This is a genomic window from Variovorax sp. CF079, from assembly GCF_900101545.1.
In the GTDB taxonomy this organism is placed as follows: Bacteria; Pseudomonadota; Gammaproteobacteria; order Burkholderiales; family Burkholderiaceae_C; genus Variovorax.
Map to the genome: position 1 here is coordinate 120,758 of NZ_FMZU01000007.1, position 23,905 is coordinate 144,662.

Genomic DNA, 23,905 nt, shown 5'->3' on the forward strand with positions numbered 1-23,905 from the left:
GGATTATTTCACCGTGCGCCAGATCCCGCCGGAGCAGCGCGCGATGCCTGCCAAGTCGTCGCGGCTTTGGACTTCGGCGAAACCGCGGACTGCCAGCAGTTCCCGGACCGGGGCGGCCTGGTCGTAGCCGTGCTCTAGCAGCAGCCAGCCGCCGTCCCGCAGGTGCTCGGGCGCCGCCTGGACGATGCGGCGGATGTCGGCTAGACCGTCCGGCCCCGAAACCAGGGCGCCCCGCGGTTCGTGGCGCAGGGCGGCCAGATGGGCATCGTCGGCCGCGACGTAGGGCGGGTTCGAAACCACCAGGTCGTAGCTGGTGCCGGCGCCGTCCAGCCAGTCGGCTTCGACGAAGCGGACGGCCAAGCCGAGCCGCTGCGCGTTGGCGCGGGCAACGGCCAGGGCATCCGCGCTGGCGTCGACCGCCGTGACCTGCGCATCGGGGCGGGCGTGCCGGATGGCCAGCGCGATCGCGCCGCTGCCCGTGCCGAGGTCGATCACCGACGGCGCTGCGCGGCCTTCCAGGCATTGCAGTGCCCAGTCGACCAGGGTTTCGGTGTCCGGCCGCGGCACCAGGACGCGCGCGTCGACCTGCAGGCCGAGCCCGTGGAACTCCTTCTCGCCGACCAGGTAGGCGACCGGTTCGCCGGCCGCGCGGCGGGCACAGAGTTCGGCGAAGCGCAGCCAGGCGCTTTCCGGCAGCGCATCCGTGTCGTGCGCCAGCAGCCAGGCACGGTCGTCCAAGGGCCGGCCCAGCACATGCAGCAGCAGCAGCTGGGCATCGAGCCGCTCCACGCCCAGCGCCGCGGCCGCGGCGAGCATCTCTGCCGCGGTGGAGGGCGAATTCGGAACCGGCGGCATCACGCGGGCAGGCTCGCTTCCAGCTCCGCCAGCTGTTCGGCCTCGCGCGCCGACTGCAGCGCCGCCAGCACGTCACCCAGGTCGCCTTCCATGATCGCCTGCAGCTTGTAGAGCGTGAGGTTGATGCGGTGGTCGGTGAGCCGGCCCTGCGGGAAGTTGTAGGTGCGGATGCGGTCGGAGCGGTCGCCGCTGCCGATCAGGCCCTTGCGCAGCGCGGCGTCCTTGGCCGCGCGCTCGCTGCGGTCTTTTTCCTGGATGCGGGCCGACAGCACCTGTAGCGCCTTGGCCTTGTTGCGATGCTGGCTGCGGTCGTCCTGGCACTCGGCGACGATGCCGGTGGGGATGTGCGTGATGCGCACCGCTGAATCGGTCTTGTTGATGTGCTGGCCGCCGGCGCCGCTGGCGCGGTAGGTGTCGATGCGCAGGTCGGCGGGGTTGATCTGCACGGCCTGCGTTTCGTCGGGCTCGGCCAGCACGGCGACCGTGCAGGCGCTGGTGTGGATGCGGCCTTGGGTCTCGGTGGCCGGCACGCGCTGCACGCGATGACCGCCGGACTCGAAGCGCAGCTTGCCGAAGACCTCGTCGCCCGCGATGCGCACCACCACCTCCTTGTAGCCGCCGAGCTCGCTCTCGCTTTCGCTCACGATCTCGCAGCGCCAGCCGGTGCGCTCGGCGTAGCGCGTGTACATGCGCAGCAGGTCGCCGGCGAACAGCGCCGACTCGTCGCCGCCGGTGCCGGCGCGGATTTCGAGGAAGGCGTTGCGCGCGTCGTCAGGGTCCTTGGGAAGCAGCAGGCGCTGGAGTTCGTCCTCGAGCTGCCGCAGCTCGGCTTCCGCGCTCGCGATCTCCTCCTGCGCCATCTCGGCCATGTCGGGTTCGTCCTGCATCTCGCGCGCGCCAGCCAGGTCCGACTCGCGCTGCAGGTAGCGCGCGTAGCGGCCCGCGATCTGCGTCACCTCGGCGTGCTCGCGCGAGATGGTCCGGTACTGCGTCATGTCGGACATGATGTCTTCGCGCGAGAGCAGGAAGTCGAGTTCGCCCAGGCGTTGCGCGTAGCGCTCGAGTTGGTGGCGGAGAAAGGGTTTCAAGGGAGGCGGGCGGAAAGCGGGAAGAACAAGCCGCGCGATGCGCACGGCGACGGGGCGTGGGTTGCGGCGTGCGCAACCGGGCACGGCCGGCGTCGCTAACGCTCTTTGCGCAGGAACAGCCGCGAAATGGCCTGCGCCGTGTGCTCGCGGGCGCTGGCGTCGCCGGCATGCAGCTCGGCCATCGCGCCGTGCAGCATCTTTTGCGTGAGGCCGCGCGACAGCGCCTCCAGCACGGCCTCGACCGGCTCGCCCTTGGCCAGCAGCTTGCGCGCGCGGGCCAGTTCCATGGCGCGCCATTCGTCCGTCTGGGCATTGAGCTGCTGGATCAGCGGCACGGTGCCGCGCTGATCCAGCCAGTGCATGAAGCTGCGCACGCCGGCGTCGATGATGACTTCGGCCTCCGCCACCGCGGCCTGGCGGCTGGCGTGGCCTTGCTGCACGACCTGCGCCAGGTCGTCGACCGTGTAGAGATAGATGTCTTCGAGCGCCTTGACCTCGGGCTCGATGTCGCGCGGCACCGCGAGGTCGACCATGAACATCGGGCGGTGCTTGCGCAGCTTCAGCGCGCGTTCGACCGCGCCGAGCCCGATCAGCGGCAAGGTGCTCGCGGTGCAGCTCACGACGATGTCGAATTCGGCCAGGCGCGCGGGCAGATCGGCCAGCCGCATGGCTTCGCCGCCGAAGCGCGAGGCCAGCTTTTCGCCGCGCTCCAGCGTGCGGTTGGCGATGACGATGGATTTCGGCTCCTTGGCCGCGAAATGCGTCACCGCCAAGTCGATCATTTCGCCGGCGCCCACGAACAGCACGCGCGTCTGCTTCAGATCCTCGAACAGCTGCGCGGCCAGCCGGACGGCCGCGGCCGCCATGCTGATCGAGTGGGCGCCGATCTCGGTGGCGGTGCGCACTTCCTTGGCGACGGCGAAGGAGCGCTGGAACAGCTGGTTCAACGTGCTGCCCAGCGAGCCGGCCGTCTCGGCGGCGCGCACGGCGTCCTTCATCTGGCCGAGGATCTGGGCCTCGCCCAGCACCATCGAATCGAGGCCGGCAGCGACGCGGAAGGCGTGGCGGGCAGCCTGGTCGTCGTGCAGCGTGTAGGCATGCGAGCGCAGCAGGGCCGGGGCGACGCCGCCGCTCTCGGCCAGCCATTCGACCGTGTGGTCGAGCGCCGGGTGCTCGGCGGCGCAGTAGATCTCGGTGCGGTTGCAGGTCGAGATGATGGCGGCCTCCACGTCGGGATGCCGGTGGGAGCCGAAGGAATGCCGCAGGCTCTGCAGCGTGGGGGCTATCTGGTCGATCGCGAACGCGAACCGACCGCGCAGGTCGAGCGGCGCGGTCGTGTGGTTCAAGCCGAGAGCCCAGACTGTCATAACGGCTGATTATAAAATCCGCCGCCGCCATGGGTCGCCGCATTTGCGGATGGCCCCCAAAACCCGCGGCGCCTTTGTCTTCCATGTCCGCGCTCGATTTCCTGATTCACCTGCTCAACTTCGCGGCGCCGGCCTTCTTCGTCGCGCTCCTGCTCGCGTTGCTGTTTCGGCTTGCCATGCACAAGCGCAGCGCCGCGACCGGGCTGTGGACGCAGCTTGCCGTCAACTTCGCTGCCGGTCTGGCCGTGCTGATCGCCGGCCTGATCTTCTTCGGCCGTGACGGGCAGATCGCGACCTATGCCGCGCTGGTGGCGGTCTGCGGCACTGTCCAGTGGTGGCTCCTGCGCGGCTGGCGCGGCTGAACCGGCCTTTGGCTCAAACCGGCAAGGGCGGCGTCGGCGCGGGCGGCGCCGGCGGCTCTGTCGGCGACATCACCATGGTGGGCACCGCCAGCGGCAGCCCGGCCTCCTTGAGCAGGTCGAGAATGGCGAAGAGCAGGTCGCTGCGTACCCCGCCGGCGAGGCGCGGGCTCTGCACGTAGGCGATCGCCTGGAAGATCAGCATGCCGTTCTCGATGCCTTCGAGCGTGACCGTGGGCGCGGGCGAGGGCAGCACGCCGGCATGATCGGCGCAGGCCGCCAGCATCAGCTCGCGCGTGCGCTGGGCGTCGGTGTTGAGCGGCATCGGCAGGCGGATCAGCACGCGGCCCTCGGCGTTGGCCAGCGTCATGTTGCGCACGGTCTTGGTGATGAACTCCGAGTTCGGCACGATCAGCGTGGAGCGGTCGCCCAGCTGGATTTCGGTGGCGCGCACGTTGATGCGCCGCACATCTCCTTCGGCATTGCCCAGCACCACCCAGTCGCCGACCTTGACCGGGCGCTCGGCCAGCAGAATCAACCCGGAGATGAAATTCTGGACGATCGCCTGCAGCCCGAAGCCGATGCCGACCGACAGCGCGCTCGCCACCCAGGCGATGCGTTCGATGCCGATGCCCAGCGCCGACAGCGCGAAGGCGACCACCAGGATGCCGCCCACATAGCCGAGCAGCGTCGTGATCGAGCTCTGCATGCCGGGCTCGAGCGCGGTTTGCGGCAGGTAGTGCGCCTCCAGCCACTTCTTGATCACGCGCAGCGCGACGAAGCCGACGGCCAGCACTGCGACCGCGCTGAAGATCGCGCCCGGGACGAGCTCGAACTCGCCGATCTTCACGCCGGTGCCGAACTTGCCGCTGCGCTGGAACACCTCGCCCGGGCTGGTGCCCAGCGGCGTGGCCAGCGCGATCACCATGTAGAAGAACAATGCGACGCGGCTGAGGCCCGAGAGCACCACGGCCGCCTGGTCCAGCGTGCGCGGCGCGAAGCCGAAGCTCTTCTGCAGCTTCTGGCCGAAGTCGCTGCGCGAAGACACCAGCGCCATGAACAGGTCGTCGGCGAACTTGAACAGCACGTAGAAGGCCGATGCGACGATGCCGGTCCAGGTGAGCTGGCTGGCGAGGAAACTCGCCATCGCGACGTAGCCGACCGCCACCAGGGTCCAGATCACGATCACCGCTAGCGCCACGGCGCTCAGCAGGAAGCTGATCCACATCGGTCGTTCGGGCTCGGCGGGCGGCGGCTGGGCCGCCTCCGTCGTGGGGGCGGCCGCGGGCGCAGCCTGCGGCTCGCGCAGGCGCCAGAGCATCGTGCCGATCAGCGCGGTCAGTGCCAGCGCGGTGACCACGTGCGTCGCGACCACCGCCGCGAAGCTGGCGTCCACCACCGCATTGATCTGGGTCGGTGCCCAGACCAGCACGGCGATCAGCGCGGTGAGCCAGGGGAAGGGCGCCAGGCGCCGGGCCATCTCGTCGGGGATCGGCGGCAGCCGCCACGAAGGCCGGCCGTTGGACAGCAGCGCGCGGCCCAGGCCGACCACGAAGGCGATGAAGATGATGGACTGCACCACCGCCTGGGCCAGCTTGCGGATCTGCGGTCCCCATATGCCGTGGCGGTCGAGCGTGGCGAACACGCCCTGCGCCGCCAGCGCCACCAGCAGCACGTTGACGGCCACGATCGCGAGCACCAGCAGCGAGCGGCGCAGCCGCCCGGCCGGCAGCACGCGCGCCGCCAGTTGCGCCAGCCCGCGCTCGGCGGCCCAGTTGCCCAGCAGCACGAGCAGCAGCGCCACGGTCATGCTCGCCAGCGCTGCCGTTCGGTGCGCCGGCTCCCGCGCGGTGTCGAAGCTGGCTCGGAGCTCGTCGCCGAGCGTGGCCAGGCGTTCCACGTCGGCAGGCCAGGCGTCGCTGATGTCGAACCAGAACTGGCGGCCGAGCGGCGAGGGCGCGCGCTCGGTGAGCTGGGCCTCGAACAGCGCGCGGCGCTTGGCCAGCAGCTCGCTGCCGCGCTGCTGCGCATCGACCGTGACCAGGCGCGCCAGGCGGATGTCGGCGTCGAGCGCGTTGCGATCCTTCAGCAGCGCCGCGCGCTGGCGCGTGATGTCGGGATCTTCGGCCGCGGCGCCTTCGGCCGGCGGGTTGCCCAGCTCGCCCAGGCGCGCGTTGAGGTCGTTGAGCTGCCCGGTGCGCGAGGCGATGAACTTGTCGGCCTGGACACCGATGGCGTTGATGCGGGCGATGAGCTCGCGCACCTCGGCGTTGCTCTCGACGGAGTCGGGAATGCGGTCGAGCTGGGCCCGCAGATCGGCCACCGTGGCTTCCGGCGGGGCGGCGGTGCTCTGTGCAAAGGCGCCGCCGCAGAGGACGGCGGCCAGCAGCAGGGCCGCGAGGCGGTGCATCCAACTCATGGCTTCATCATAGAAGGGCTTCGCATCCGCCCCGCGCGCGGACTCAGGCCGCAGGACTGAATCGATCGACGCGGTCGGTGATGATGCCGTCGGTGCCGAGCTCGATCAGCCGCTTCGCCAACCACTCGTCGTTGACGGTATAGCTCAGCGCGCGCAAGCCGGCGGCATGCACCTGCGCCACGGTGGCAGCGTCCCACAGCGCATAGTTGCAGACGATCGCCGCGCAATCGAGTCGGCGCGCGGTGTCGAGCCAGCCCTCCCGCAGCGTGTCGAGCAGCAGGCCGCGCGGCAGTTCGGGCTGGGCCGACCGCGCACCCTCCAGGGATTCGGGCGCGAAGGAGGTCAGGAGGGGCGGCGCGACGGCCGAGCCGGCCCACAGCCGAGCGGCGAGCTGCGCGACGCGTCCGCCGGTGTTCAGTTCGACGCCCGGCGTCGGCTTGATCTCGATGTTGAGCGCGTAGCCGTTGGCGAGGCAGAAGCGGATCAGGGCTTCGAGGCTGGCAAGCGGCTCGCCGGCGTAGCGGCGCGAATGCCAGGCGCCGGCGTCGAGCTGCGTCAGCTCCGACCACGCACGCTCACCGGCGACGCCATGACCGTTGCTGGTGCGTTGCAGCGTGCTGTCGTGCAACAGGAAAGGGACGCCGTCGGCGCTGAGCTTCGCATCGCACTCGAACATGCGGTAGCCGTACTCGGCACCGAGGCGGAAGGCGGCGAGCGTGTTCTCGGGGGCCAGCTTGCCAGCGCCGCGGTGGGCGATCCAGAAAGGGTAGGGCCAGGGGGTCATGCCGTGCGCTTGCCCGAGCCTGCATCGAACCAATGCAGCTTGTCCTGGCGCGCGGCGATCCGGACAGTGTCGCCAGTGACCGGTGGCGTCTGGCCTTCGTCGGTGCGCATGACCAACTGCTCGTCGCCGATGCGCCCGTAGATCAGCCGCTCGGCGCCCAGCAGTTCGACGTACTCGACCTGCACCGACCAGCCGTCCGCATCGAGGGTCAGATGCTCGGGACGAATGCCGAGGATGGTGCCCGGCCGCACGCCGGGCGCGTGCTTCAGCAGGTTCATCGGCGGCGAACCGATGAAGCTCGCGACGAAGGTGGTGGCGGGACGCGCATACACCTCCTCGGGCGTGGCGAACTGGTCCATCACGCCGGCGTTCATCACGATGATGCGCTGCGCGAGCGTCATGGCCTCGACCTGATCGTGCGTGACGAAGAGCGAGGTGATGCCCAGCTCGCGGTGCAGCTTCTGGATCTCGAGGCGGGTCTGCGCGCGCAGCTTGGCGTCGAGGTTGGAGAGCGGCTCGTCGAACAGGAACACCTGCGGCTGCCGCACGATCGCACGGCCCATCGCCACGCGCTGGCGCTGGCCGCCGGAGAGCTCGCGCGGCTTGCGTTCGAGCAGGTGACTGAGCTCGAGGATCTTGGCGGCCTTGTCCACGCGCGCCTTGATCTCGTCCTTGGGCACTTTCGCGATCTTGAGCCCATAGGCCATGTTGTCGAAGTTCGACATGTGCGGGTACAGCGCGTAGTTCTGGAACACCATTGCGATGTCGCGCTGGGCCGGCTCGATGTTGTTGACCACGCGGTTGCCGATCGCGATCTCGCCCGCGCTGATTTCCTCCAGGCCCGCGACCATGCGCAGGAGCGTGGACTTGCCGCAGCCCGAGGGGCCGACGATGACGACGAACTCGCCGTGGTTGACGTCGGCCGAGACGCCGTGGATGACCTGATTGGCCTTGGCCCCGTGGCCGTAGCGTTTGATGACGTTGCGAAGAGAGATGGCAGCCATTGTGTCGTTGCTTTTTCGATTACTTCTCTGTGTCCACCAGGCCCTTGACGAACCAACGCTGCATCAGCACCACCACCACCGCGGGCGGCAGCAGCGCAAGAATGGCCGTGGCCATGATGATGTTCCAGTCGTTGGCCGCGTCGCCGCTGGCGATCATGCGCTTGATGCCGATCACCACCGGGTACATGTCCTCGGTGGTGGTCGCGAGCAGCGGCCAGAGATACTGGTTCCAGCCGTAGATGAACTGGATCACGAACAGCGCCGCGATCGAGGTTTGCGACAGCGGCACCAGGATGTCCTTGAAGAAGCGCATCGGCCCGGCGCCGTCCATGCGCGCTGCCTCCACCAGTTCGTCGGGCACGCTCAGGAAGAACTGCCTGAACAGGAAGGTAGCCGTGGCCGAGGCGATCAGCGGGATGGTGAGGCCGGCGTAGGTGTTGAGCATGTTGAGGTCGGACAACACCTTGTAGGTGGGCAGGATCCGCACCTCCACCGGCAGCATCAGCGTCACGAAGATCATCCAGAAGACCAGCTTCTTGAACGGAAATCGGAAATAGACGATCGCGAAGGCCGAGAGTAGCGAGATCGCGATCTTGCCGATGCTGATGACCAGCGCCGTGACCAGGCTCACCCACATCATTCGGCCCACAGCCGCCTTGGAGCCCTGCGTCTCGGCCGTGCCGGTGAGCGCCGCCTTGTAGTTCTCGACCAGGTGGCTGCCCGGCGTGACCGGCATCGGCACCTTCACGATCTCGTCGCGCGTGTGGGTCGAGGCCACGAAGGCCAGGTAGATAGGGAAGACGACGATCAGGATGCCGAAGATCAGCACCAGATGCGACAGCAGCGTCAGGCCGGGGCGGCGTTCAACCATGGCTCGCTCTCATTTCAGTACTGGACTTTCTTTTCGACATAGCGGAACTGGATGATCGTCAGCACCACGACGATCGCCATCAGCACCACCGACTGGGCCGCCGAGCCGCCGAGGTCGAGGGCGCGGAAGCCGTCGTGCCAGACCTTGTAGACCAGGATCGCCGTGTCGCGGCCCGGGCCGCCCTCGGTGGTCGCATGCACGATCGCGAAGGTGTCGAAGAAGGCGTAGACGATGTTGATCACCAGCAGGAAGAAGGTGGTCGGCGAAAGCAGCGGAAACTGGATCGTGATGAAGCGCCGCAGCGGGCCGGCGCCATCGATGGCCGCGGCTTCGATCAGCGCCTTCGGAATGGACTGCAGGCCGGCGAGGAAGAACAGGAAGTTGTAGGAAATCTGCTTCCACACGGCGGCCACCACGATCAGCGACATCGCGTGGTCCGAGTTGAGCAGGTGGTTCCATTGGAAACCCATGAGGCCGAGCCCGTAGGCCACGATGCCGATGGCCGGCGAGAACATGAAGATCCACAGCACGCCCGCGATGGCCGGTGCGACGGCATAGGGAATGATGAGGAAGGTCTTGTAGAACAGGCCGCCGCGCAGGATGCGGTCGGCGAAGATCGCGAGCATCAGCGAGATCGCGATGCCGCAGCCCGCCACCAGGGCAGAGAACAGCGCGGTGATCTGGAACGACTCGACGTAGGCCGGATCTTCGAACAGGGTCTTGAAGTTCTCCAGGCCCACCCAGACGGTCGAGGTGCCGAAAGCGTCCTCCGACTGCATCGACTGCATGACGGCCTGGCTCGCCGGCCAGAAGAAAAACACCAGGATCACCGCCATCTGGGGCGCGATGAGCAGCCACGGCAGCCACGAGGAGCGGAACAGAACGCGTTTTTCCATGAAGCCTTCGAATGAAGAAACCCGCCGGGCTCCGGGTGGAGCGAGGCGGGCGAGAGTCTACTGCGGCGCCGAATTCACGGCGCCTGACGTCCAGGCCGGCAAAGGCGTCAGCCCTTGTTCGCTTTCTGGAAGCGCTCGAGCTGCTCGTTGCCGCGCTGGATCGCGGCGTCGAGGGCTTCCTTCGGCTGTTTCTTGCCCGACCAGATCTGCTCGGTCTCCTCGTCGATGATGGTGCGGATCTGCACGAAGTTGCCGAGCCGGATGCCGCGCGACTTGTCGGTCGTCTTGCGGATCATCTGCGTGACCGCCACGTCGGTGCCCGGCTTCTCCTTGTAGAAGCCGGACTTGTCGGTCAGCTCGTAGGCCGCAGTGGTAATAGGCAGGTAGCCCGTGCGCTTGTGGCTGGCGGACTGCACGTCGGCCTTCGACAGGAAGTTGAAGAAGTCGGCCACGCCCTTGTATTCGGCCGGCTTCTTGCCCGCCATCACCCACAGGCTGGCGCCGCCGATCACAGTGTTCTGCGGCGCGCCTTGCACGTCGGGGTAGTAGGGCAGCGTCGAAATGCCGTAGGCGAACTTGGCGTCCTTGGAGACACGCGCGTACAGGCCGGAGGAGCCCGTGAACATCGCGCATTCACCGGCCGGGAAGGCGGCGTCCGGCACGTTGCCGCGGCCCTTGTAGACGAAGAGGCCCTGCTTGGCCATGTTCGCGAGGTTCTCGAAGTGACGCTGGTGCAACGGCGAGTTGAATGCGAGGCGGGCATTGGTGCCGCCGAAGCCGTTGTTCTGCGTTGCGAACAGCGTGTTGTGCCAGGCCGAGAAGCTCTCGAGCTGGGTCCAGCTCATCCAGCTGGTCGTGAAGGGGCACTTGTGGCCGCTGGCCTTGAGCTTGGCCGCCGCGGCCACCACTTCGGGCCAGGTCGTCGGCGCCTTGTCGGGATCGAGGCCGGCGGCCTTGAAGGCGTCCTTGTTGTAATAGAAGATGGTCGTCGAGCTGTTGAACGGGAAGCTCAGCATCTGGCCGTTGGGTGCCGTGTAGTAGCCGGCGACGGCCGAAATGTAGGCCTTCTGGTCGAACTTGGCGCCGCCTTCCTTCATCACATCGCCCACCGGCTTGATGGCGTTCTTGGAAGCCATCATCGTCGCGGTGCCGACTTCGAACACCTGCAGGATGTGGGGCGCATTGCCCGAGCGGTATGCCGCGATGGCGGCGGTCATGGATTCATCGTAGGTGCCCTTGTAGGCGGGCACGACCTTGTATTCCTTCTGGCTCTCGTTGTATTGCTTGGCGAGGTCGGCGACCCATTCGCCGAGGGGCCCGCTCATGGCGTGCCACCACTGGATCTCGGTTTGGGCGTGCGCCGGGATGGACAGCGTGGCGGCCAACGCCGAGGCGACGGCGAGCGTATTGAATCGCATGAAGACTCCTGAGGGGAAAGAAAAGCGCGGATGCTAGGCGGCGCGTATGACACGGCTGCGTCACATTTGTCGCACGGCGAGGGGGCTCGTCCAACCGGGGAAACCCTTTTGGCGCATGGCCGCACACCCCGCTTGCTGCGCCGCACCATGCTAGCATCGCCCTCCGATTTTTCAGCCCGTCGCCGGGGCTTCCATGAGCAAGACCTCCCTCGACAAAAGCAAGATCAAGTTCCTTCTGCTCGAAGGCATCCACCCCTCGGCGGTCGAGGTGCTGCGGGCCGCGGGCTACACGAGCATCGAGACGCTCGCCGGCGCGCTGCCGGAGGCGGAGCTCAAGGCCCGCGTCGCCGACGTGCACTTCCTGGGCATCCGCTCGCGCACGCAGCTGACGGCCGACGTGTTTGCCGCTGCGCAGAAGCTGGTCGCAGTCGGCGCCTTCTGCATCGGCACCAACCAGGTCGATCTGGATGCGGCGCGCGAGCACGGCGTGGCGGTCTTCAACGCGCCTTACTCCAACACGCGCTCGGTGGCCGAGCTGGTACTGGCCGAGGCCATCCTGCTCTTGCGCGGCGTGCCCGAGAAGAGTGCGGTGGCGCATCGCGGCGGCTGGCTCAAGTCGGCCGAGAACGCCTTCGAGATCCGCGGCAAGACGCTGGGCATCGTGGGCTACGGCTCCATCGGCGCGCAGCTGTCGGTGCTGGCCGAGGCGCTCGGCATGCAGGTGGCTTTCTTCGACGTGGTCACCAAGCTGCCGCTGGGCAACGCGCGCCAGGTGCGCGAACTGCACGATCTGCTGGCGCAAAGCGACATCGTGAGCCTGCACGTTCCGGAGACCCAGGCCACGCAGTGGATGATCGGCGCGGCCGAACTCGCGGCCATGAAGCCGGGCGCGATCCTGATCAACGCCTCGCGCGGCACCGTGGTCGAGATCGATGCGCTGGCCGAATCGCTCAAGCAAAAGAAGCTGCTGGGCGCCGCGATCGACGTGTTCCCGGTCGAGCCGCGCAGCAACAAGGACGAGTTCCAGTCGCCGCTGCGCGGGCTGGACAACGTGATCCTCACGCCGCACATCGGCGGCTCGACGATGGAGGCGCAGGCCAACATCGGCCTCGAAGTGGCCGAGAAACTGGTGAAGTACAGCGACAACGGCACCTCGACCTCCTCGGTCAACTTCCCCGAGGTGGCGCTGCCGGCGCACCCGGGCAAGCACCGGCTGCTGCACATCCACCGCAACGTGCCGGGCGTGCTGTCCGATATCAACCGCGTGTTCGCCGAGAACAACATCAACATCGCCTCGCAGTTCCTGCAGACCAACGAGAAGGTGGGCTACGTGGTGACCGACATCGATGCCGCGTACTCCGATCTCGCGCTCGAAAAGCTGGCGAAGGTGTCCGGCACCATTCGCAGCCGGGTCCTCTTCTAGACCCCTCCGGCAAGGTGCGCGGGGCTGACTTAAAATTCATGCCCCTGGTTCATGGGCGCGCAGCGCCCGACCGAGGCCACTCCCCGATGAATGCTCCGACCGCGTTGACGGCGTTGTTGTCGCAGGCCGAAGAGCCCGCGCGATTGCGTGAGATCCCTTACAACTACACGAGTTTTTCCGATCGCGAGATCGTGATCCGCCTCCTGGGCGAGCGCGGCTGGGAACTGCTGCAGACGCTCCGGGCCGAGCGCCGCACCGGCCGTTCGGCGCGCATGCTCTACGAGGTGCTGGGCGACATCTGGGTGGTGCAGCGCAATCCCTACCTGGTCGACGATCTGCTGGACAACCCGCGCCGGCGCGGCCAGCTGGTCGATGCGCTCAACCACCGCCTGTCCGAGGTGCAGAAGCGCCGCACGCCGGACGCGGCCGCGCAGCGCGACGCGCTGGTCGGCGAGCTGACCGCGCTGGTGGCCCAGGCGGTGCAGGCCTTCGACACCATGTTCCGCGATGTGGCGGCGCTCCGGCGCAAGGCCACGCGCGCGCTGGGCCGGCTCACGGCCAAGGACAACATCAAGTTCGACGGCCTCTCGCGCGTGTCGCACGTGACCGATGCGACCGACTGGCGGGTCGAATACCCCTTCGTCGTGCTCACGCCCGACACCGAGGTCGAGATGGCCGGGCTGGTCAAGGGCTGCATCGAGCTGGGGCTCACCATCATTCCGCGCGGCGGCGGCACTGGCTACACCGGCGGCGCGATCCCGCTGACCTGGAACAGCGCCGTCATCAACACCGAGAAGCTCGAGGCGATGACCGAGGTCGAGATGGTCTCGCTGCCCGGGCTCGATGCGCCGGTGCCCACCGTCTGGACCGAAGCCGGCGTGGTCACCCAGCGCGTGGCCGATGCGGCCGAGCGCGCGGGCTTCGTGTTCGCGGTCGACCCCACCTCGGCCGAAGCCTCCTGCGTCGGCGGCAACGTCGCGATGAACGCGGGCGGCAAGAAGGCGGTGCTCTGGGGCACCGCGCTCGACAACCTGGCCTCCTGGCGCATGGTGACGCCCGAGGCCGAGTGGCTCGAAGTCACGCGCATCGGCCACAACCTCGGCAAGATCCACGACGCCGACAGCGCGGTCTTCGATCTGCAGTACTTCGCGGCCGACGGGAAGACCAAGCTGCGCAACGAGCGGCTCGAGATCGTCGGCAAGACCTTCCGCAAGGAAGGCCTCGGCAAGGACGTGACCGACAAGTTCCTCTCGGGTCTGCCCGGCATCCAGAAGGAAGGTTGCGACGGCCTCATCACCAGCGCGCGCTGGGTGGTGCATCGCATGCCGGCGCACACGCGCACTGTCTGCCTGGAGTTCTTCGGCAATGCCAAGGACGCGGTGCCCAGCATTGTCGAGATCAAGGATTTCATGTTCGCGGAGCAGAAGCGCTCCGGGGTGCTGCTGGCCGGTCTCGAACATCTGGACGACCGCTACCTGAAGGCAGTGGGCTACGCGACCAAGTCCAAGAAGCACGGTGGCCTGCCGAAGATGGTGCTGTTCGGCGACATCGCCGGCGACGATGCCGATGCGGTCGCGCGCGTGACCTCCGAGGTGGTGCGCATCGCCAACTCGCGCAGCGGCGAAGGCTTCATCGCGATCAGCCCCGAGGCGCGCAAGAAGTTCTGGCTCGACCGCAAGCGCACGGCCGCCATCAGCAAACACACCAACGCCTTCAAGATCAACGAGGACGTGGTGATCCCGCTGCCGCGCATGGCCGAGTACACCGACGGCATCGAGCGCATCAACATCGAGCTCTCGCTTCAGAACAAGCTTGCGCTCGCCGACGAGCTCGAAGCCTTCTTCGTGCGCGGCAACCTGCCGCTGGGCAGAAGCGACGATGCCAGCGAGATTGCGTCGGCCGAGCTGCTGGAAGACCGCGCCGCCCAGGCCGCGGCGCTGGTGCGCGAGGTGCGGGCGATGTGGCAGGGCTGGCTCGATGACATCGAAGCGCTGTTCCCGCAGCTGCAGGACCACTCGCTGCGCGCGAGCTGGAAGACGCAGATCCGTGCGCCGCTTGCGGCCATCTTCAGCGGCGCCGAGTTCGCACCGATCCTGGCCGAGTGCAATGCCATCCACCAGCGCGTGCTCAAGGGCCGCGTCTGGATCGCGCTGCACATGCACGCGGGCGACGGCAACGTGCACACCAACATCCCGGTCAACAGCGACAACTACGAGATGCTGCAGACCGCGCATGCCGCGGTGGCACGCATCATGGTGCTGGCACGCAGCCTCGACGGCGTGATCTCGGGCGAGCACGGCATCGGCATCACCAAGCTCGAATTCCTGTCCGACGCGGAGCTGCAGCCCTTCACCGACTACAAGAAGCGGGTCGACCCGGAAGGGCGCTTCAACAAGGGCAAGCTGCTGCGTCCCGTGCTCGGCGATGGCGGCCCGCTGCATGCCGACTTGACCAACGCCTACACGCCCAGCTTCGGCCTCATGGGCCACGAATCGCTGATCATGCAGCAGAGCGACATCGGCGCCATTGCCGACAGCGTGAAGGACTGCCTGCGCTGCGGCAAGTGCAAGCCGGTGTGCGCGACGCACGTGCCGCGCGCCAACCTGCTCTACTCGCCGCGCAACAAGATCCTGGCGACCTCGCTCCTGGTGGAGGCTTTCCTCTACGAGGAGCAGACCCGGCGCGGCGTCAGCATCAAGCACTGGGAAGAGTTCGAGGACGTGGCCGACCACTGCACGGTGTGCCACAAGTGCCTGACGCCTTGCCCGGTCGACATCGACTTCGGCGACGTGTCGATGAACATGCGCAACCTGCTGCGCAAGATGGGCCAGAAGTCCTTCCGGCCCGGCAATGCGGCGGCGATGTTCTTCCTCAACGCCACCAATCCGCAGACCATCAAGATGATGCGCACCGGCATGGTCGATATCGGCTTCAAGGCCCAACGCCTGGCCAACGACCTGCTGCGGGGCCTGGCGAAGAAGCAGACCGCGGCCCCGCCGGCCACGCTGGGCCCGGCGCCGGTCAAGGAGCAGGTGATCCACTTCATCAACAAGAAGATGCCGGGCGGGCTGCCCAAGCAGACCGCGCGCGCGCTGCTGGACATCGAGGATGCCGACTACGTGCCGATCATCCGCAACCCGAAGGCGACCACCTCCGAGACCGAGGCCGTGTTCTATTTCCCGGGCTGCGGCTCGGAGCGTCTCTTTTCGCAGGTGGGCCTGGCCACGCAGGCGATGCTGTGGCATGCGGGCGTGCAGACCGTGCTGCCGCCCGGCTATCTGTGCTGCGGCTACCCGCAGCGCGGCAGCGGCCAGTACGACAAGGCGGAGAAGATGATCACCGACAACCGCGTGCTGTTCCACCGCGTGGCCAACACGCTGAACTACCTCGACATCAAGACGGTGGTGGTGAGCTGCGGCACCTGCTACGACCAGCTGCAGGGCTATCAGTTCGACAAGATCTTCCCGGGCTGCAGGATCATCGACATCCACGAGTACCTGCTCGAGAAGGGCATCACGCTAGGTGGCGCCGCTGGTGGCGGCTACCTGTACCACGACCCCTGCCACAGCCCGATGAAGCTGCAGGATCCGATGAAGACCGTCAAGGCGCTGGTCGGCGACAACGTGCTCAAGAACGACCGCTGCTGCGGCGAGTCCGGCACGCTGGGCGTGACGCGCCCGGACATCTCGACGCAGATCCGCTTCCGCAAGGAAGAGGAGCTGAAGAAGGGCGAGGCCGCGCTGCGCGACAGCGGCATGGTGGGCCCCAAGGCCAACGTCAAGATCCTCACCAGCTGCCCGAGCTGCCTGCAGGGCCTGAGCCGCTACGGCAACGACCTGAACAATGGCCTGCTCGAAGCCGACTACATCGTGGTCGAGATGGCGAACAAGATCCTCGGCGACGACTGGATGCCCGAGTACGTGGCCGCGGCCAATCAGGGCGGCATCGAACGCGTGCTGGTATGACGCGCGCGGCTGGCTGCCCTTTGTGCGACGAGCCTGGCGGACGTCTGGTCTTCGAGGCTGCGAAGTTTCGCGTCATCCATGCTGCGGAAGCGGGCTTTCCCGCGTTCTATCGCGTCGTCTGGAAAGACCACGTGGCCGAGTGGTCCGATCTGGGGCCGGAAGACCGCGCGTTGTGCATGGATGCGGTGGTCGCCGTGGAGCAAAGCCTGCGCAACGCCCTGGCGCCGGCCAAGATCAACCTCGCGGCGCTGGGCAACATGGTTCCCCACCTGCACTGGCACGTGATCGCGCGCTTCGATTGGGACCCGCGTTTCCCGGGGTCGGTCTGGGCCGAAGTGCAGCGCGAGCCCAATCCGGAACGCGAGGCCGGGATCGAGGTCAAACTGCCATCGCTGGAACGCGAGATGATCCAGCGCCTGGCGACAAGGAGTTTCTGATGGCAGGTTTGCAAGCCGGCGCGCCGACGCCGCAATCGATCACCGTGCACAACCAGTCGCGCGTGCTGGAGGTCGGCTTCTCCGACGGTGCTACCTTCCGCATCCCCTTCGAGCTGATGCGCATCTATTCGCCCTCGGCGGAGGTGCAGGGACACGGGCCGGGCCAGGAAGTGCTGCAGACCGGCAAGCGCAACGTCGGTCTGCTGGACCTGCAGCCGGTCGGCAACTACGCGGTTCAACCGAGCTTCTCCGACGGCCACGATACCGGCATCTTCTCGTGGGACCTGCTGTACGAACTCGGCGCCAAGCAGGACGAACTCTGGGCCGAGTACGAGCGGCGCCTGGCCGCTGCAGGCGTCGACCGCGATGCGCCGATGGCCGAGAAGGGCGGCCACGCCTGTGGCAGCCACTGAGCGCCGCGTTCTTTGGCCCAAAGCAACGAATGACCGCCGTCCCTGCGGGGTCGTCGGCTTGATGTGAACGCTTCCGGCCTAACATCGGGTGCATGAGCAGTACCCATTTCGGTTTCGAATCGGTCGAGGAAAGCGACAAGGCACGGCGCGTGCGCGGCGTGTTCGACTCGGTCGCAACACGCTACGACCTCATGAACGACCTGATGTCGGCGGGCCTGCATCGTGCCTGGAAGGCCTACACGGTGATGGTCGCCAACGTGGGCGAGGGCTCGAAGGTGCTCGACATCGCGGGCGGCACGGGCGACCTCGCACTGGCCTTCGCGAAGAAGGTGGGCGCAAGCGGCGAGGTGGTGCATACGGACATCAACGAAGCCATGCTGCGCACCGGCCGCGACCGGCTGCTCGATGGCGGCGTCGCGCTGCCCACGCTGGTGTGCGATGCCGAGAAGCTGCCCTTCCCGGATGATCACTTCGATGTCGTGTGCGTGGCCTTCGGCCTGCGCAACATGACGCACAAGGACCTCGCACTGAAGGAAATGAACCGCGTGCTGAAGCCGCGCGGCAAGCTCCTGGTGCTCGAGTTCTCCAAGGTCGCCAAGCCGCTTTCCAAGGTCTACGACTGGTATTCGTTCAAGGTGCTGCCGCTGCTCGGCAAGGTGGTGGCGGGCGACGATGCGAGCTATCGCTACCTGGCCGAGTCGATCCGGATGCATCCCTCGCAAGAGGAGCTCAAGACCCTCATGAAAGAGGGCGGTTTCGGACATGTGGACTATCACAACATGACCGGTGGCGTTGTCGCCCTGCATGTTGGAATCAAGTGCTGATGAAGAAATTTTTTGCCGAAAGAGGAGACGTCATGAAGAGTTTTTGGTCCGTTTTGCTGGTGTGCGCGCTGGCCGCTGTGAGCATCGACGCCGACGCACGCCGCCTGGGCGGCGGAACGTCGATCGGCAAGCAGTCGGGCAACGTGACGCAGCGCGAGGCAACGCCCACTGCGCCGGCCGCGCCCGGCGCCCCCGCACAGAACGTGAACAGCGCTGCGGCCAAGCCGGCCGCGGCCGCGCCCGCTGCGGCGGCGCCCAAGCGTCCGTGGGCCGGCATGCTCGGCGGCCTGGCTGCGGGCCTCGGCCTGGCCTGGCTTGCGCATTCGCTCGGCCTCGGCGCAGCCTTTGGCAACATCCTGCTGATCCTCCTGCTGGTGGTCGCGGCCGTGGTCGTGTGGCGCATCTTCGCGGCGCGTTCGCGCGCCAACGGCGCGTCCCGCAGCGGCGGCTTCGCGTTCCAGGGCGCAGGCCATCCCGCTGACGCCACGGCGCCTTCGCAGTACAGCCCGAACAACGTCGGCAACGACGCCTCGGCCCGTCCGTGGGAGCGCAACACCGCGGCCTTCGACGCCAGCCCGGCGCAGCAGCCCGATCACCCGGCCGAGCGCAGCACCGGCGGTTCGTCGATGGCGGGCGCGGCAGCGGCCGGTGGCAGCCTGATCGGTTCGGCCTTGGGCGGCTCGCAGTCCTGGGGCATCCCGGCCGGCTTCGATGTCGACGGTTTCCTCGCCGCTGCCAAGCGCAACTTCGTGACCCTGCAGGACGCCTGGGACCGCGCCGACATCGGAACCCTGCGTTCGATGATGACCGACGGCATGGTCGGCGAGATCCGCCAGCAGCTGGCCGAGCGCGAGAACCACACCGGCGGCCAGCCGAACAAGACCGAGGTCGTGATGCTGGATGCCAAGCTGCTGGGCATCGAGGATCTGCCCGAAGCCTATCTGGCCAGCGTCGAGTTCTCCGGCATGATCCGCGAGGACGTGTCCTCCGGCCCGAGCCCCTTCCGCGAAGTCTGGAACATGACCAAGCCGACCAGCGGCACGAGCGGCTGGCTGGTGGCCGGCGTGCAAGCTCTGCAGTAAAAGCACGCAGCGCCGCGGCCGGGAGGCCGACGGCTCAGGAATAATGGGGACATGGTCACACCATCGTCCCCATTTTCTTTTCTCGACGACTTCGTCAACCGCGTCGGCAGCCGCTTGCAGCCGCCCGATTGGGTCGTCCACGAGGTCCAGCACCGCGCCGTGCTGTTTCTCAACCACGTGCTGCAGCAGGAACCCGAGGCCCAGCAGCGGCTGATGCGCCAGCAGGGGCGGGTGGTCCAGTTCGAATGGCGCTTCGTCACGATGAAGTTCGTGGCCACGCCGGCCGGCCTGCTCGACCTGGCGCCCGAGGACGCCCTCTCCGAGCTCACGCTCGCGGTGACCGAGGAATCCCCGTTCGGCCTCGCGCGGGCCGCGTTCCGCGGCGACAAGCCGCCGGTGCGCATCGAAGGCGACGTGCAACTGGCGGCCGAGGTCAACTGGCTGGTCGACCACGTGCGCTGGGACGTCGAGGATGACTTGGCGCGCGTGATCGGCGATGTTCCCGCCCACACCATTGCCACCGGCGCCCGGCGCGTGGTGGCGGCACTGCGGCAGTTCGTCGGTGAGCGCGGCGGCAAGGCCGCCGGGCCCGCAGGCCCCGAATGAGGCGTTTCTACCGCGGCATCGTCATCGTCCTGGTCGCGCTGCGCTACGGCCTCGACGAGCTCGTGCTCACGAGCTTCCAAAAGCCCTGGCTGCGCGTGGTGGCGCGCGTCGTCTCGATCGGCCGCAATCTCGACGCGCCGCGCGGCCAGCGCCTGCGCGAAGCGCTGGAGAGCCTGGGGCCGATCTTCGTGAAGTTCGGGCAGGTGCTGTCGACGCGGCGCGACCTGCTGCCTGCCGACATCGCGGACGAGCTGGCCTGGCTGCAGGACCGCGTGCCGCCCTTCGATTCGAAGGTCGCGATCGCGACCATCGAGCGCGCCTTCCGTCGGCCGGTGGGCGAGATCTTCGTGCAGTTCGACGAGACGCCTGTGGCCAGCGCGTCGATCGCGCAGGTGCATTTCGCGACCATCCGCGACCCCGGCGGCGCCGTGCGCGAGGTCGCGGTCAAGGTACTGCGGCCCGGCATGCGCGGCGTGATCGAGAAGGACCTGGAACTCATGGCCATGATGGCCGCCTGGGTGGAGGGATTGTCGACCGATGCCAAGCGGCTCAAGCCGCGCGAGGTGGTGGCCGAGTTCGACAAGTACCTGCACGACGAGCTCGACCTGGTGCGCGAGGCCGCCAACGCCGCCCAGTTGCGGCGCAACATGAGCAAGCTCGAACTGGTGATGATCCCCGAGATGCTCTGGGACTTCTGCCATCCCGAGGTGATCGTGATGGAGCGCATGAAGGGCGTGCCCATCGCCCAGCTCGACCGCCTGCGGGCGGCCGGGGTCGACATCCCGAAGCTGGCGCGCGACGGCGTCACCATCTTCTTCACGCAGGTGTTTCGCGACGGCTTCTTCCATGCCGACATGCATCCGGGCAACATCCAGGTCAGCCTGGACCCGGCCACTTTCGGGCGCTACATCTCGCTGGACTTCGGCATCATCGGCACGCTGACCGAGTCCGACAAGGAGTACCTGGCGCAGAACTTCGCCGCCTTCTTCAGGCGCGACTACAAGCGCGTGGCCGAGCTGCACCTCGAAAGCGGCTGGGTTCCCGAAGGCACGCGCATCGACGAGCTCGAGGGCGCGATCCGCACCGTGTGCGAGCCTTACTTCGACCGGCCGCTGAAGGAGATCTCGCTCGGCATGGTCCTGATGCGCCTGTTCCAGACCTCGCGCCGTTTCCACGTCGAGATCCAGCCGCAGCTGGTGCTGCTGCAGAAGACCCTGCTCAACATCGAGGGCCTGGGCCGCCAGCTCGATCCCGAACTCGACCTCTGGCACACGGCCAAGCCTTTCCTCGAGAAGTGGATGAGCGACCAGATCGGCCCGCGCAAGCTGCTGGAGCAGCTGCGCGCCGAGGCGCCGCGCTACGCCAAGCTGCTGCCCCAATTGCCTCGGCTTCTGCACGATTTCCTCGAAAATCGGCCGGCCGACCACCGGCGCGAACTGATGGAACTGCTGGCCGCTCAAAAGCGGACCAACCGGCTCCTGCAGGCCATCATCTACGGTGGCATAGGTTTTGTATTGGGGTTGATCGCGATGCAGGTGCTGGTGCGCGTGCGTCTTTTCTGAAAGGAGATTTCGTCGTGCTGCTGACCCTGGTCATCATCTACCTGCTGCTCACGATCGCCGTCGGCCTGTATGCGGCCAAGCGCGTGAAGAACACCACCGATTTCGCGATCGCCGGGCGCCATCTGCCGCTCTACATGATCGTGACGACCACTTTCGCCACCTGGTTCGGCTCCGAAACGGTGCTCGGCATCCCGGCCAAGTTCATCGAAGGGGGCCTGAACGGCGTGGTCGAGGATCCTTTCGGCGCCGGCACCTGCCTGATCCTGGTCGGGCTCTTCTTCGCCGGCAAGCTCTACCGCATGACGCTGCTCACCATCAGCGACTATTACCGGGAGCGCTTCGGCCGCACCATCGAGATCGCTTGCTCGCTGATCATCATGCTGAGCTACCTCGGCTGGGTCTCCGCGCAGGTTACGGCGCTCGGGCTGGTGTTCAACCTGCTGTCGGGCGGCGTCATCAGCATCCCGATCGGCATGGTGATCGGCGTGGTCTCGATCCTGGCCTACACGCTGTTTGGCGGCATGTGGTCGGTGGCGGTGACCGATTTCATCCAGATGATCATCCTGGTGCTGGGCTTGGCGGTGATCGCGATGTTCGCGGGCAACATGGCCGGCGGTGCCGACAAGGTGATCGCCTTCGCCGCCAGCAAGGACCTGTTCCGGTTCTGGCCGGAGCCGAACTTCAAGGACATCATCTTCTTCTTCGCCGCCGCGATCACCATGATGCTCGGCTCGATTCCGCAGCAGGACGTGTTTCAGCGCGTCATGTCGGCCAACAGCGTGAAGGCCTCGACGCGCGGCCCGGTGATCGGCGGCGTCGCGTACATCCTGTTCGCCGCCGTGCCGATGTTCCTGGTGGCGAGCGCGCTCCTGATCATGCCGGAGCAGACCGCGACGCTGCTGAAGGAAGATCCGCAAAAGGTGCTGCCCATGCTGGTGCTCGAGAAGATGCCCTTCGTGATGCAGGTGTTCTTCTTCGGCGCGCTGCTGTCGGCCATCAAGTCGACGGCCTCGGCCACGCTGCTGGCGCCGAGCGTGACCTTCACCGAGAACATCTGGCGCCAGTTCCGGCCGGCCGGCAGCGACAAATCCAACCTGATGACGATGCGCATCACGGTGCTGCTCTTCAGCGTCGCCGTGCTCGCCTATGCGATCCGCATGCAGGGCACGCCGATCTACGAGCTGGTCTCGGGCGCCTACCAGGTGCCGCTGGTGGGCGCCTTCGTGCCGCTGGTCTGCGGCCTGTACTGGCAGCGCGCGACGACCCAGGGCGCCATTGCGGCGGTCGTGCTGGGCATCGGGGTCTGGCTGCTGTTCCTGGCCATGCCTTGGGGCGAGCAGTTCCCGGCACAACTGGCCGGTGTGCTGGCGGCCTTCGCCGGCATGTTCGCCGGCTCGCTGGCGCCACAGTGGGTCTCCAACACCCGCACGCCGCATCGTCCGCTGGCCGTCGACCCCGCCTGAGCGGCGGTGGGGCGGCGCTTATAATCGAGAGCTTTGCGAGCGGCCGCCGGCCGCTCATCCGCCCCCCGACCCCATGCCTATCTACGCCTACAAGTGCAGCGCCTGCGGCTTTGCCAAGGACGTGCTGCAGAAATTGTCCGATGCGCCCTTGACCGAGTGCCCGAGCTGCGGCGTGGGTGCGTTCAGCAAGCAGCTCACCGCCGCCGGCTTCCAGCTCAAGGGATCGGGCTGGTACGTGACCGATTTCCGCGACGGCGGCGGCAAGAAGGGCGCTGAAAAGGGCGCTGACGGTGCGGGCGCGCCGGCCGACGGAACTGCCGCGAAGCCGGCCGAAACTGCGGGCGCGCCGGCACCGTCCGCTGCGCCTGCCGCATCCCCCGCGCCGGCGCCGGCGCCTGCCGCTGCCGCGGCCAAGAACGACTGATCGAGCCGCACACGCCATGCTCGCGCTGCGCAAATGGGTGCTTTCCGGCTTGCTGGTCATCGTGCCGCTGGTCATCACGCTGGGCGTGCTGAACTGGATCATCGGCACGCTCGACCAGACGCTGTGGCTGCTGCCGGAAGATTGGCAGAAGTGGCTCAACGACCACAGGGTGCGCGGGCTGGGCGTGCTCTTGACGCTGGCGATCCTGCTGGCGGTCGGCGCGATCGCGAGCAATTTCGTCGGCAAGCGCCTGCTGGGATGGGGCGATGCCGTGGTGCGCCGCATTCCGGTGGTCCGCTCGATCTACTCCAGCGTCAAGCAGGTGTCGGACACGCTGTTCTCCGAGAACGGCAATGCGTTCCGCACCGCAGTACTGGTCGAGTGGCCGCGCGAAGGCGTGTGGACCATCGCGTTCGTGACCGGTGCTCCCGGCAGCGACGTGGTGGAGCACCTCGGCGGTGGCGACTACCTCAGCGTCTACGTGCCGACCACGCCCAACCCGACGGGCGGCTATTTCGTGATGCTCAAGCGCAGCGACTGCATCGAACTCAAGATGAGCGTGGACGACGCGCTCAAGTACATCGTGTCGATGGGCGTGGTCGTTCCCGGCGGCCCCGCAACCATCGCGATCAAATAAAACGCGCC

The 23,905-nt window shown here is 67.3% G+C and carries 21 protein-coding genes; 12 read left to right on the top strand and 9 right to left on the bottom strand.

Translation table 11 applies throughout. The features are described from left to right. Nucleotides 1-3 precede the first annotated feature (3 nt). The 3 genes from prmC to hemA form a co-directional block, all read right to left on the bottom strand. Nucleotides 4-855 (bottom strand): peptide chain release factor N(5)-glutamine methyltransferase, encoded by an 852-nt coding sequence (gene prmC, locus BLS74_RS11210; RefSeq protein WP_093105772.1) that lies wholly within the window; start codon nucleotides 853-855, stop codon nucleotides 4-6. Next, complete coding sequence (prfA, locus tag BLS74_RS11215; RefSeq protein WP_093105775.1) at nucleotides 855-1,943, bottom strand: peptide chain release factor 1; 1,089 nt, start codon at nucleotides 1,941-1,943, stop codon at nucleotides 855-857. The genes prmC and prfA overlap by 1 nt, the downstream gene beginning before the upstream one ends. A 95-nt stretch (nucleotides 1,944-2,038) precedes the next feature. Continuing rightward, the gene (hemA, locus tag BLS74_RS11220) at nucleotides 2,039-3,310 is read right to left on the bottom strand and encodes a glutamyl-tRNA reductase (RefSeq protein WP_093105776.1); all 1,272 of its coding nucleotides are present in this window, start codon (nucleotides 3,308-3,310) and stop codon (nucleotides 2,039-2,041) included. 83 nt (nucleotides 3,311-3,393) lie between these two features. Here hemA and BLS74_RS11225 point away from each other — a divergent pair, with 83 nt between their 5' ends. Next, complete coding sequence (locus tag BLS74_RS11225) at nucleotides 3,394-3,672, top strand: hypothetical protein (protein WP_093105779.1); 279 nt, start codon at nucleotides 3,394-3,396, stop codon at nucleotides 3,670-3,672. A 13-nt stretch (nucleotides 3,673-3,685) separates the two neighbouring features. Here BLS74_RS11225 and BLS74_RS11230 read toward each other — a convergent pair whose 3' ends face one another. The 6 genes from BLS74_RS11230 to ugpB all read right to left on the bottom strand — a co-directional run bounded on the left by BLS74_RS11230 (nucleotide 3,686) and on the right by ugpB (nucleotide 11,061). After that, nucleotides 3,686-6,088, bottom strand: coding sequence for a DUF3772 domain-containing protein (locus tag BLS74_RS11230; RefSeq protein ID WP_093105781.1), 2,403 nt, complete (start codon nucleotides 6,086-6,088; stop codon nucleotides 3,686-3,688). 43 nt (nucleotides 6,089-6,131) lie between these two features. Next, entirely contained in the window at nucleotides 6,132-6,872 is a 741-nt protein-coding gene (ugpQ, locus tag BLS74_RS11235) for a glycerophosphodiester phosphodiesterase (RefSeq protein ID WP_093105784.1), read from the bottom strand. Further along, nucleotides 6,869-7,876 (bottom strand): sn-glycerol-3-phosphate ABC transporter ATP-binding protein UgpC, encoded by a 1,008-nt coding sequence (ugpC, locus tag BLS74_RS11240; RefSeq protein WP_093105786.1) that lies wholly within the window; start codon nucleotides 7,874-7,876, stop codon nucleotides 6,869-6,871. Before ugpC ends, ugpQ begins: the two co-directional genes overlap by 4 nt. 19 nt (nucleotides 7,877-7,895) lie before the next feature. Beyond that, complete coding sequence (gene ugpE / locus BLS74_RS11245; RefSeq protein WP_093105789.1) at nucleotides 7,896-8,747, bottom strand: sn-glycerol-3-phosphate ABC transporter permease UgpE; 852 nt, start codon at nucleotides 8,745-8,747, stop codon at nucleotides 7,896-7,898. Nucleotides 8,748-8,761: 14 nt separating this feature from the next. Further along, a complete protein-coding gene (gene ugpA, locus BLS74_RS11250; protein ID WP_093105791.1) occupies nucleotides 8,762-9,643 on the bottom strand; it encodes a sn-glycerol-3-phosphate ABC transporter permease UgpA in 882 nt (293 codons plus the stop codon). Nucleotides 9,644-9,750: 107 nt separating this feature from the next. Continuing rightward, on the bottom strand, nucleotides 9,751-11,061 hold the full coding sequence (gene ugpB, locus BLS74_RS11255; protein WP_093105794.1) for a sn-glycerol-3-phosphate ABC transporter substrate-binding protein UgpB: 1,311 nt from the start codon (nucleotides 11,059-11,061) through the stop codon (nucleotides 9,751-9,753). Nucleotides 11,062-11,254: 193 nt separating this feature from the next. Between ugpB and serA the strand changes: the two genes are divergently transcribed. From serA to BLS74_RS11310, 11 genes are all read left to right on the top strand, one after another. Further along, nucleotides 11,255-12,484 (top strand): phosphoglycerate dehydrogenase, encoded by a 1,230-nt coding sequence (gene serA, locus BLS74_RS11260; RefSeq protein ID WP_093105796.1) that lies wholly within the window; start codon nucleotides 11,255-11,257, stop codon nucleotides 12,482-12,484. Nucleotides 12,485-12,570: 86 nt separating this feature from the next. Next, on the top strand, nucleotides 12,571-16,449 hold the full coding sequence (locus BLS74_RS11265; RefSeq protein WP_093105799.1) for a DUF3683 domain-containing protein: 3,879 nt from the start codon (nucleotides 12,571-12,573) through the stop codon (nucleotides 16,447-16,449). Then, nucleotides 16,446-16,886, top strand: a complete 441-nt coding sequence (locus tag BLS74_RS11270) for an HIT family protein (protein ID WP_093105802.1) — start codon at nucleotides 16,446-16,448, stop codon at nucleotides 16,884-16,886. Before BLS74_RS11265 ends, BLS74_RS11270 begins: the two co-directional genes overlap by 4 nt. Continuing rightward, nucleotides 16,886-17,299, top strand: a complete 414-nt coding sequence (locus BLS74_RS11275; RefSeq protein ID WP_093105804.1) for a gamma-butyrobetaine hydroxylase family protein — start codon at nucleotides 16,886-16,888, stop codon at nucleotides 17,297-17,299. Before BLS74_RS11270 ends, BLS74_RS11275 begins: the two co-directional genes overlap by 1 nt. A 92-nt stretch (nucleotides 17,300-17,391) precedes the next feature. Beyond that, nucleotides 17,392-18,123 carry a bifunctional demethylmenaquinone methyltransferase/2-methoxy-6-polyprenyl-1,4-benzoquinol methylase UbiE gene (gene ubiE, locus BLS74_RS11280; RefSeq protein ID WP_093105807.1) on the top strand — a complete coding sequence of 244 codons (732 nt, stop codon included), beginning with the start codon at nucleotides 17,392-17,394 and terminating at the stop codon, nucleotides 18,121-18,123. Nucleotides 18,124-18,155: 32 nt separating this feature from the next. Next, nucleotides 18,156-19,205 carry a Tim44 domain-containing protein gene (locus tag BLS74_RS11285; protein ID WP_093106156.1) on the top strand — a complete coding sequence of 350 codons (1,050 nt, stop codon included), beginning with the start codon at nucleotides 18,156-18,158 and terminating at the stop codon, nucleotides 19,203-19,205. A 51-nt stretch (nucleotides 19,206-19,256) separates the two neighbouring features. Further along, nucleotides 19,257-19,811, top strand: a complete 555-nt coding sequence (locus tag BLS74_RS11290) for a ubiquinone biosynthesis accessory factor UbiJ (RefSeq protein ID WP_093105810.1) — start codon at nucleotides 19,257-19,259, stop codon at nucleotides 19,809-19,811. Further along, nucleotides 19,808-21,373 carry a ubiquinone biosynthesis regulatory protein kinase UbiB gene (gene ubiB, locus BLS74_RS11295; RefSeq protein WP_093105812.1) on the top strand — a complete coding sequence of 522 codons (1,566 nt, stop codon included), beginning with the start codon at nucleotides 19,808-19,810 and terminating at the stop codon, nucleotides 21,371-21,373. The genes BLS74_RS11290 and ubiB overlap by 4 nt, the downstream gene beginning before the upstream one ends. A 14-nt stretch (nucleotides 21,374-21,387) precedes the next feature. Beyond that, the gene (locus BLS74_RS11300; protein ID WP_093105815.1) at nucleotides 21,388-22,836 is read left to right on the top strand and encodes a high affinity choline transporter 1; all 1,449 of its coding nucleotides are present in this window, start codon (nucleotides 21,388-21,390) and stop codon (nucleotides 22,834-22,836) included. Between the two features lie 73 nt (nucleotides 22,837-22,909). Beyond that, a complete protein-coding gene (locus BLS74_RS11305; protein WP_093105818.1) occupies nucleotides 22,910-23,260 on the top strand; it encodes an FmdB family zinc ribbon protein in 351 nt (116 codons plus the stop codon). A 16-nt stretch (nucleotides 23,261-23,276) separates the two neighbouring features. Then, complete coding sequence (locus tag BLS74_RS11310; protein ID WP_093105821.1) at nucleotides 23,277-23,897, top strand: DUF502 domain-containing protein; 621 nt, start codon at nucleotides 23,277-23,279, stop codon at nucleotides 23,895-23,897. The last annotated feature ends 8 nt before the right edge of the window (nucleotides 23,898-23,905 follow it).

Coding starts and splice junctions, on each gene's coding strand:
- prmC (WP_093105772.1), bottom strand. CDS start 855: ATGCCGCCGGTTCCGAATTCGCCCTCCACCGCGGCAGAGATGCTCGCC.
- BLS74_RS11310 (WP_093105821.1), top strand. CDS start 23,277: ATGCTCGCGCTGCGCAAATGGGTGCTTTCCGGCTTGCTGGTCATCGTG.
- serA (WP_093105796.1), top strand. CDS start 11,255: ATGAGCAAGACCTCCCTCGACAAAAGCAAGATCAAGTTCCTTCTGCTC.
- ugpB (WP_093105794.1), bottom strand. CDS start 11,061: ATGCGATTCAATACGCTCGCCGTCGCCTCGGCGTTGGCCGCCACGCTG.
- ugpQ (WP_093105784.1), bottom strand. CDS start 6,872: ATGACCCCCTGGCCCTACCCTTTCTGGATCGCCCACCGCGGCGCTGGC.
- BLS74_RS11305 (WP_093105818.1), top strand. CDS start 22,910: ATGCCTATCTACGCCTACAAGTGCAGCGCCTGCGGCTTTGCCAAGGAC.
- BLS74_RS11285 (WP_093106156.1), top strand. CDS start 18,156: ATGAAGAGTTTTTGGTCCGTTTTGCTGGTGTGCGCGCTGGCCGCTGTG.
- BLS74_RS11270 (WP_093105802.1), top strand. CDS start 16,446: ATGACGCGCGCGGCTGGCTGCCCTTTGTGCGACGAGCCTGGCGGACGT.
- ugpE (WP_093105789.1), bottom strand. CDS start 8,747: ATGGTTGAACGCCGCCCCGGCCTGACGCTGCTGTCGCATCTGGTGCTG.
- BLS74_RS11290 (WP_093105810.1), top strand. CDS start 19,257: ATGGTCACACCATCGTCCCCATTTTCTTTTCTCGACGACTTCGTCAAC.
- BLS74_RS11230 (WP_093105781.1), bottom strand. CDS start 6,088: ATGAGTTGGATGCACCGCCTCGCGGCCCTGCTGCTGGCCGCCGTCCTC.
- hemA (WP_093105776.1), bottom strand. CDS start 3,310: ATGACAGTCTGGGCTCTCGGCTTGAACCACACGACCGCGCCGCTCGAC.
- ubiE (WP_093105807.1), top strand. CDS start 17,392: ATGAGCAGTACCCATTTCGGTTTCGAATCGGTCGAGGAAAGCGACAAG.
- BLS74_RS11225 (WP_093105779.1), top strand. CDS start 3,394: ATGTCCGCGCTCGATTTCCTGATTCACCTGCTCAACTTCGCGGCGCCG.
- BLS74_RS11265 (WP_093105799.1), top strand. CDS start 12,571: ATGAATGCTCCGACCGCGTTGACGGCGTTGTTGTCGCAGGCCGAAGAG.
- ugpC (WP_093105786.1), bottom strand. CDS start 7,876: ATGGCTGCCATCTCTCTTCGCAACGTCATCAAACGCTACGGCCACGGG.
- BLS74_RS11275 (WP_093105804.1), top strand. CDS start 16,886: ATGGCAGGTTTGCAAGCCGGCGCGCCGACGCCGCAATCGATCACCGTG.
- ugpA (WP_093105791.1), bottom strand. CDS start 9,643: ATGGAAAAACGCGTTCTGTTCCGCTCCTCGTGGCTGCCGTGGCTGCTC.
- ubiB (WP_093105812.1), top strand. CDS start 19,808: ATGAGGCGTTTCTACCGCGGCATCGTCATCGTCCTGGTCGCGCTGCGC.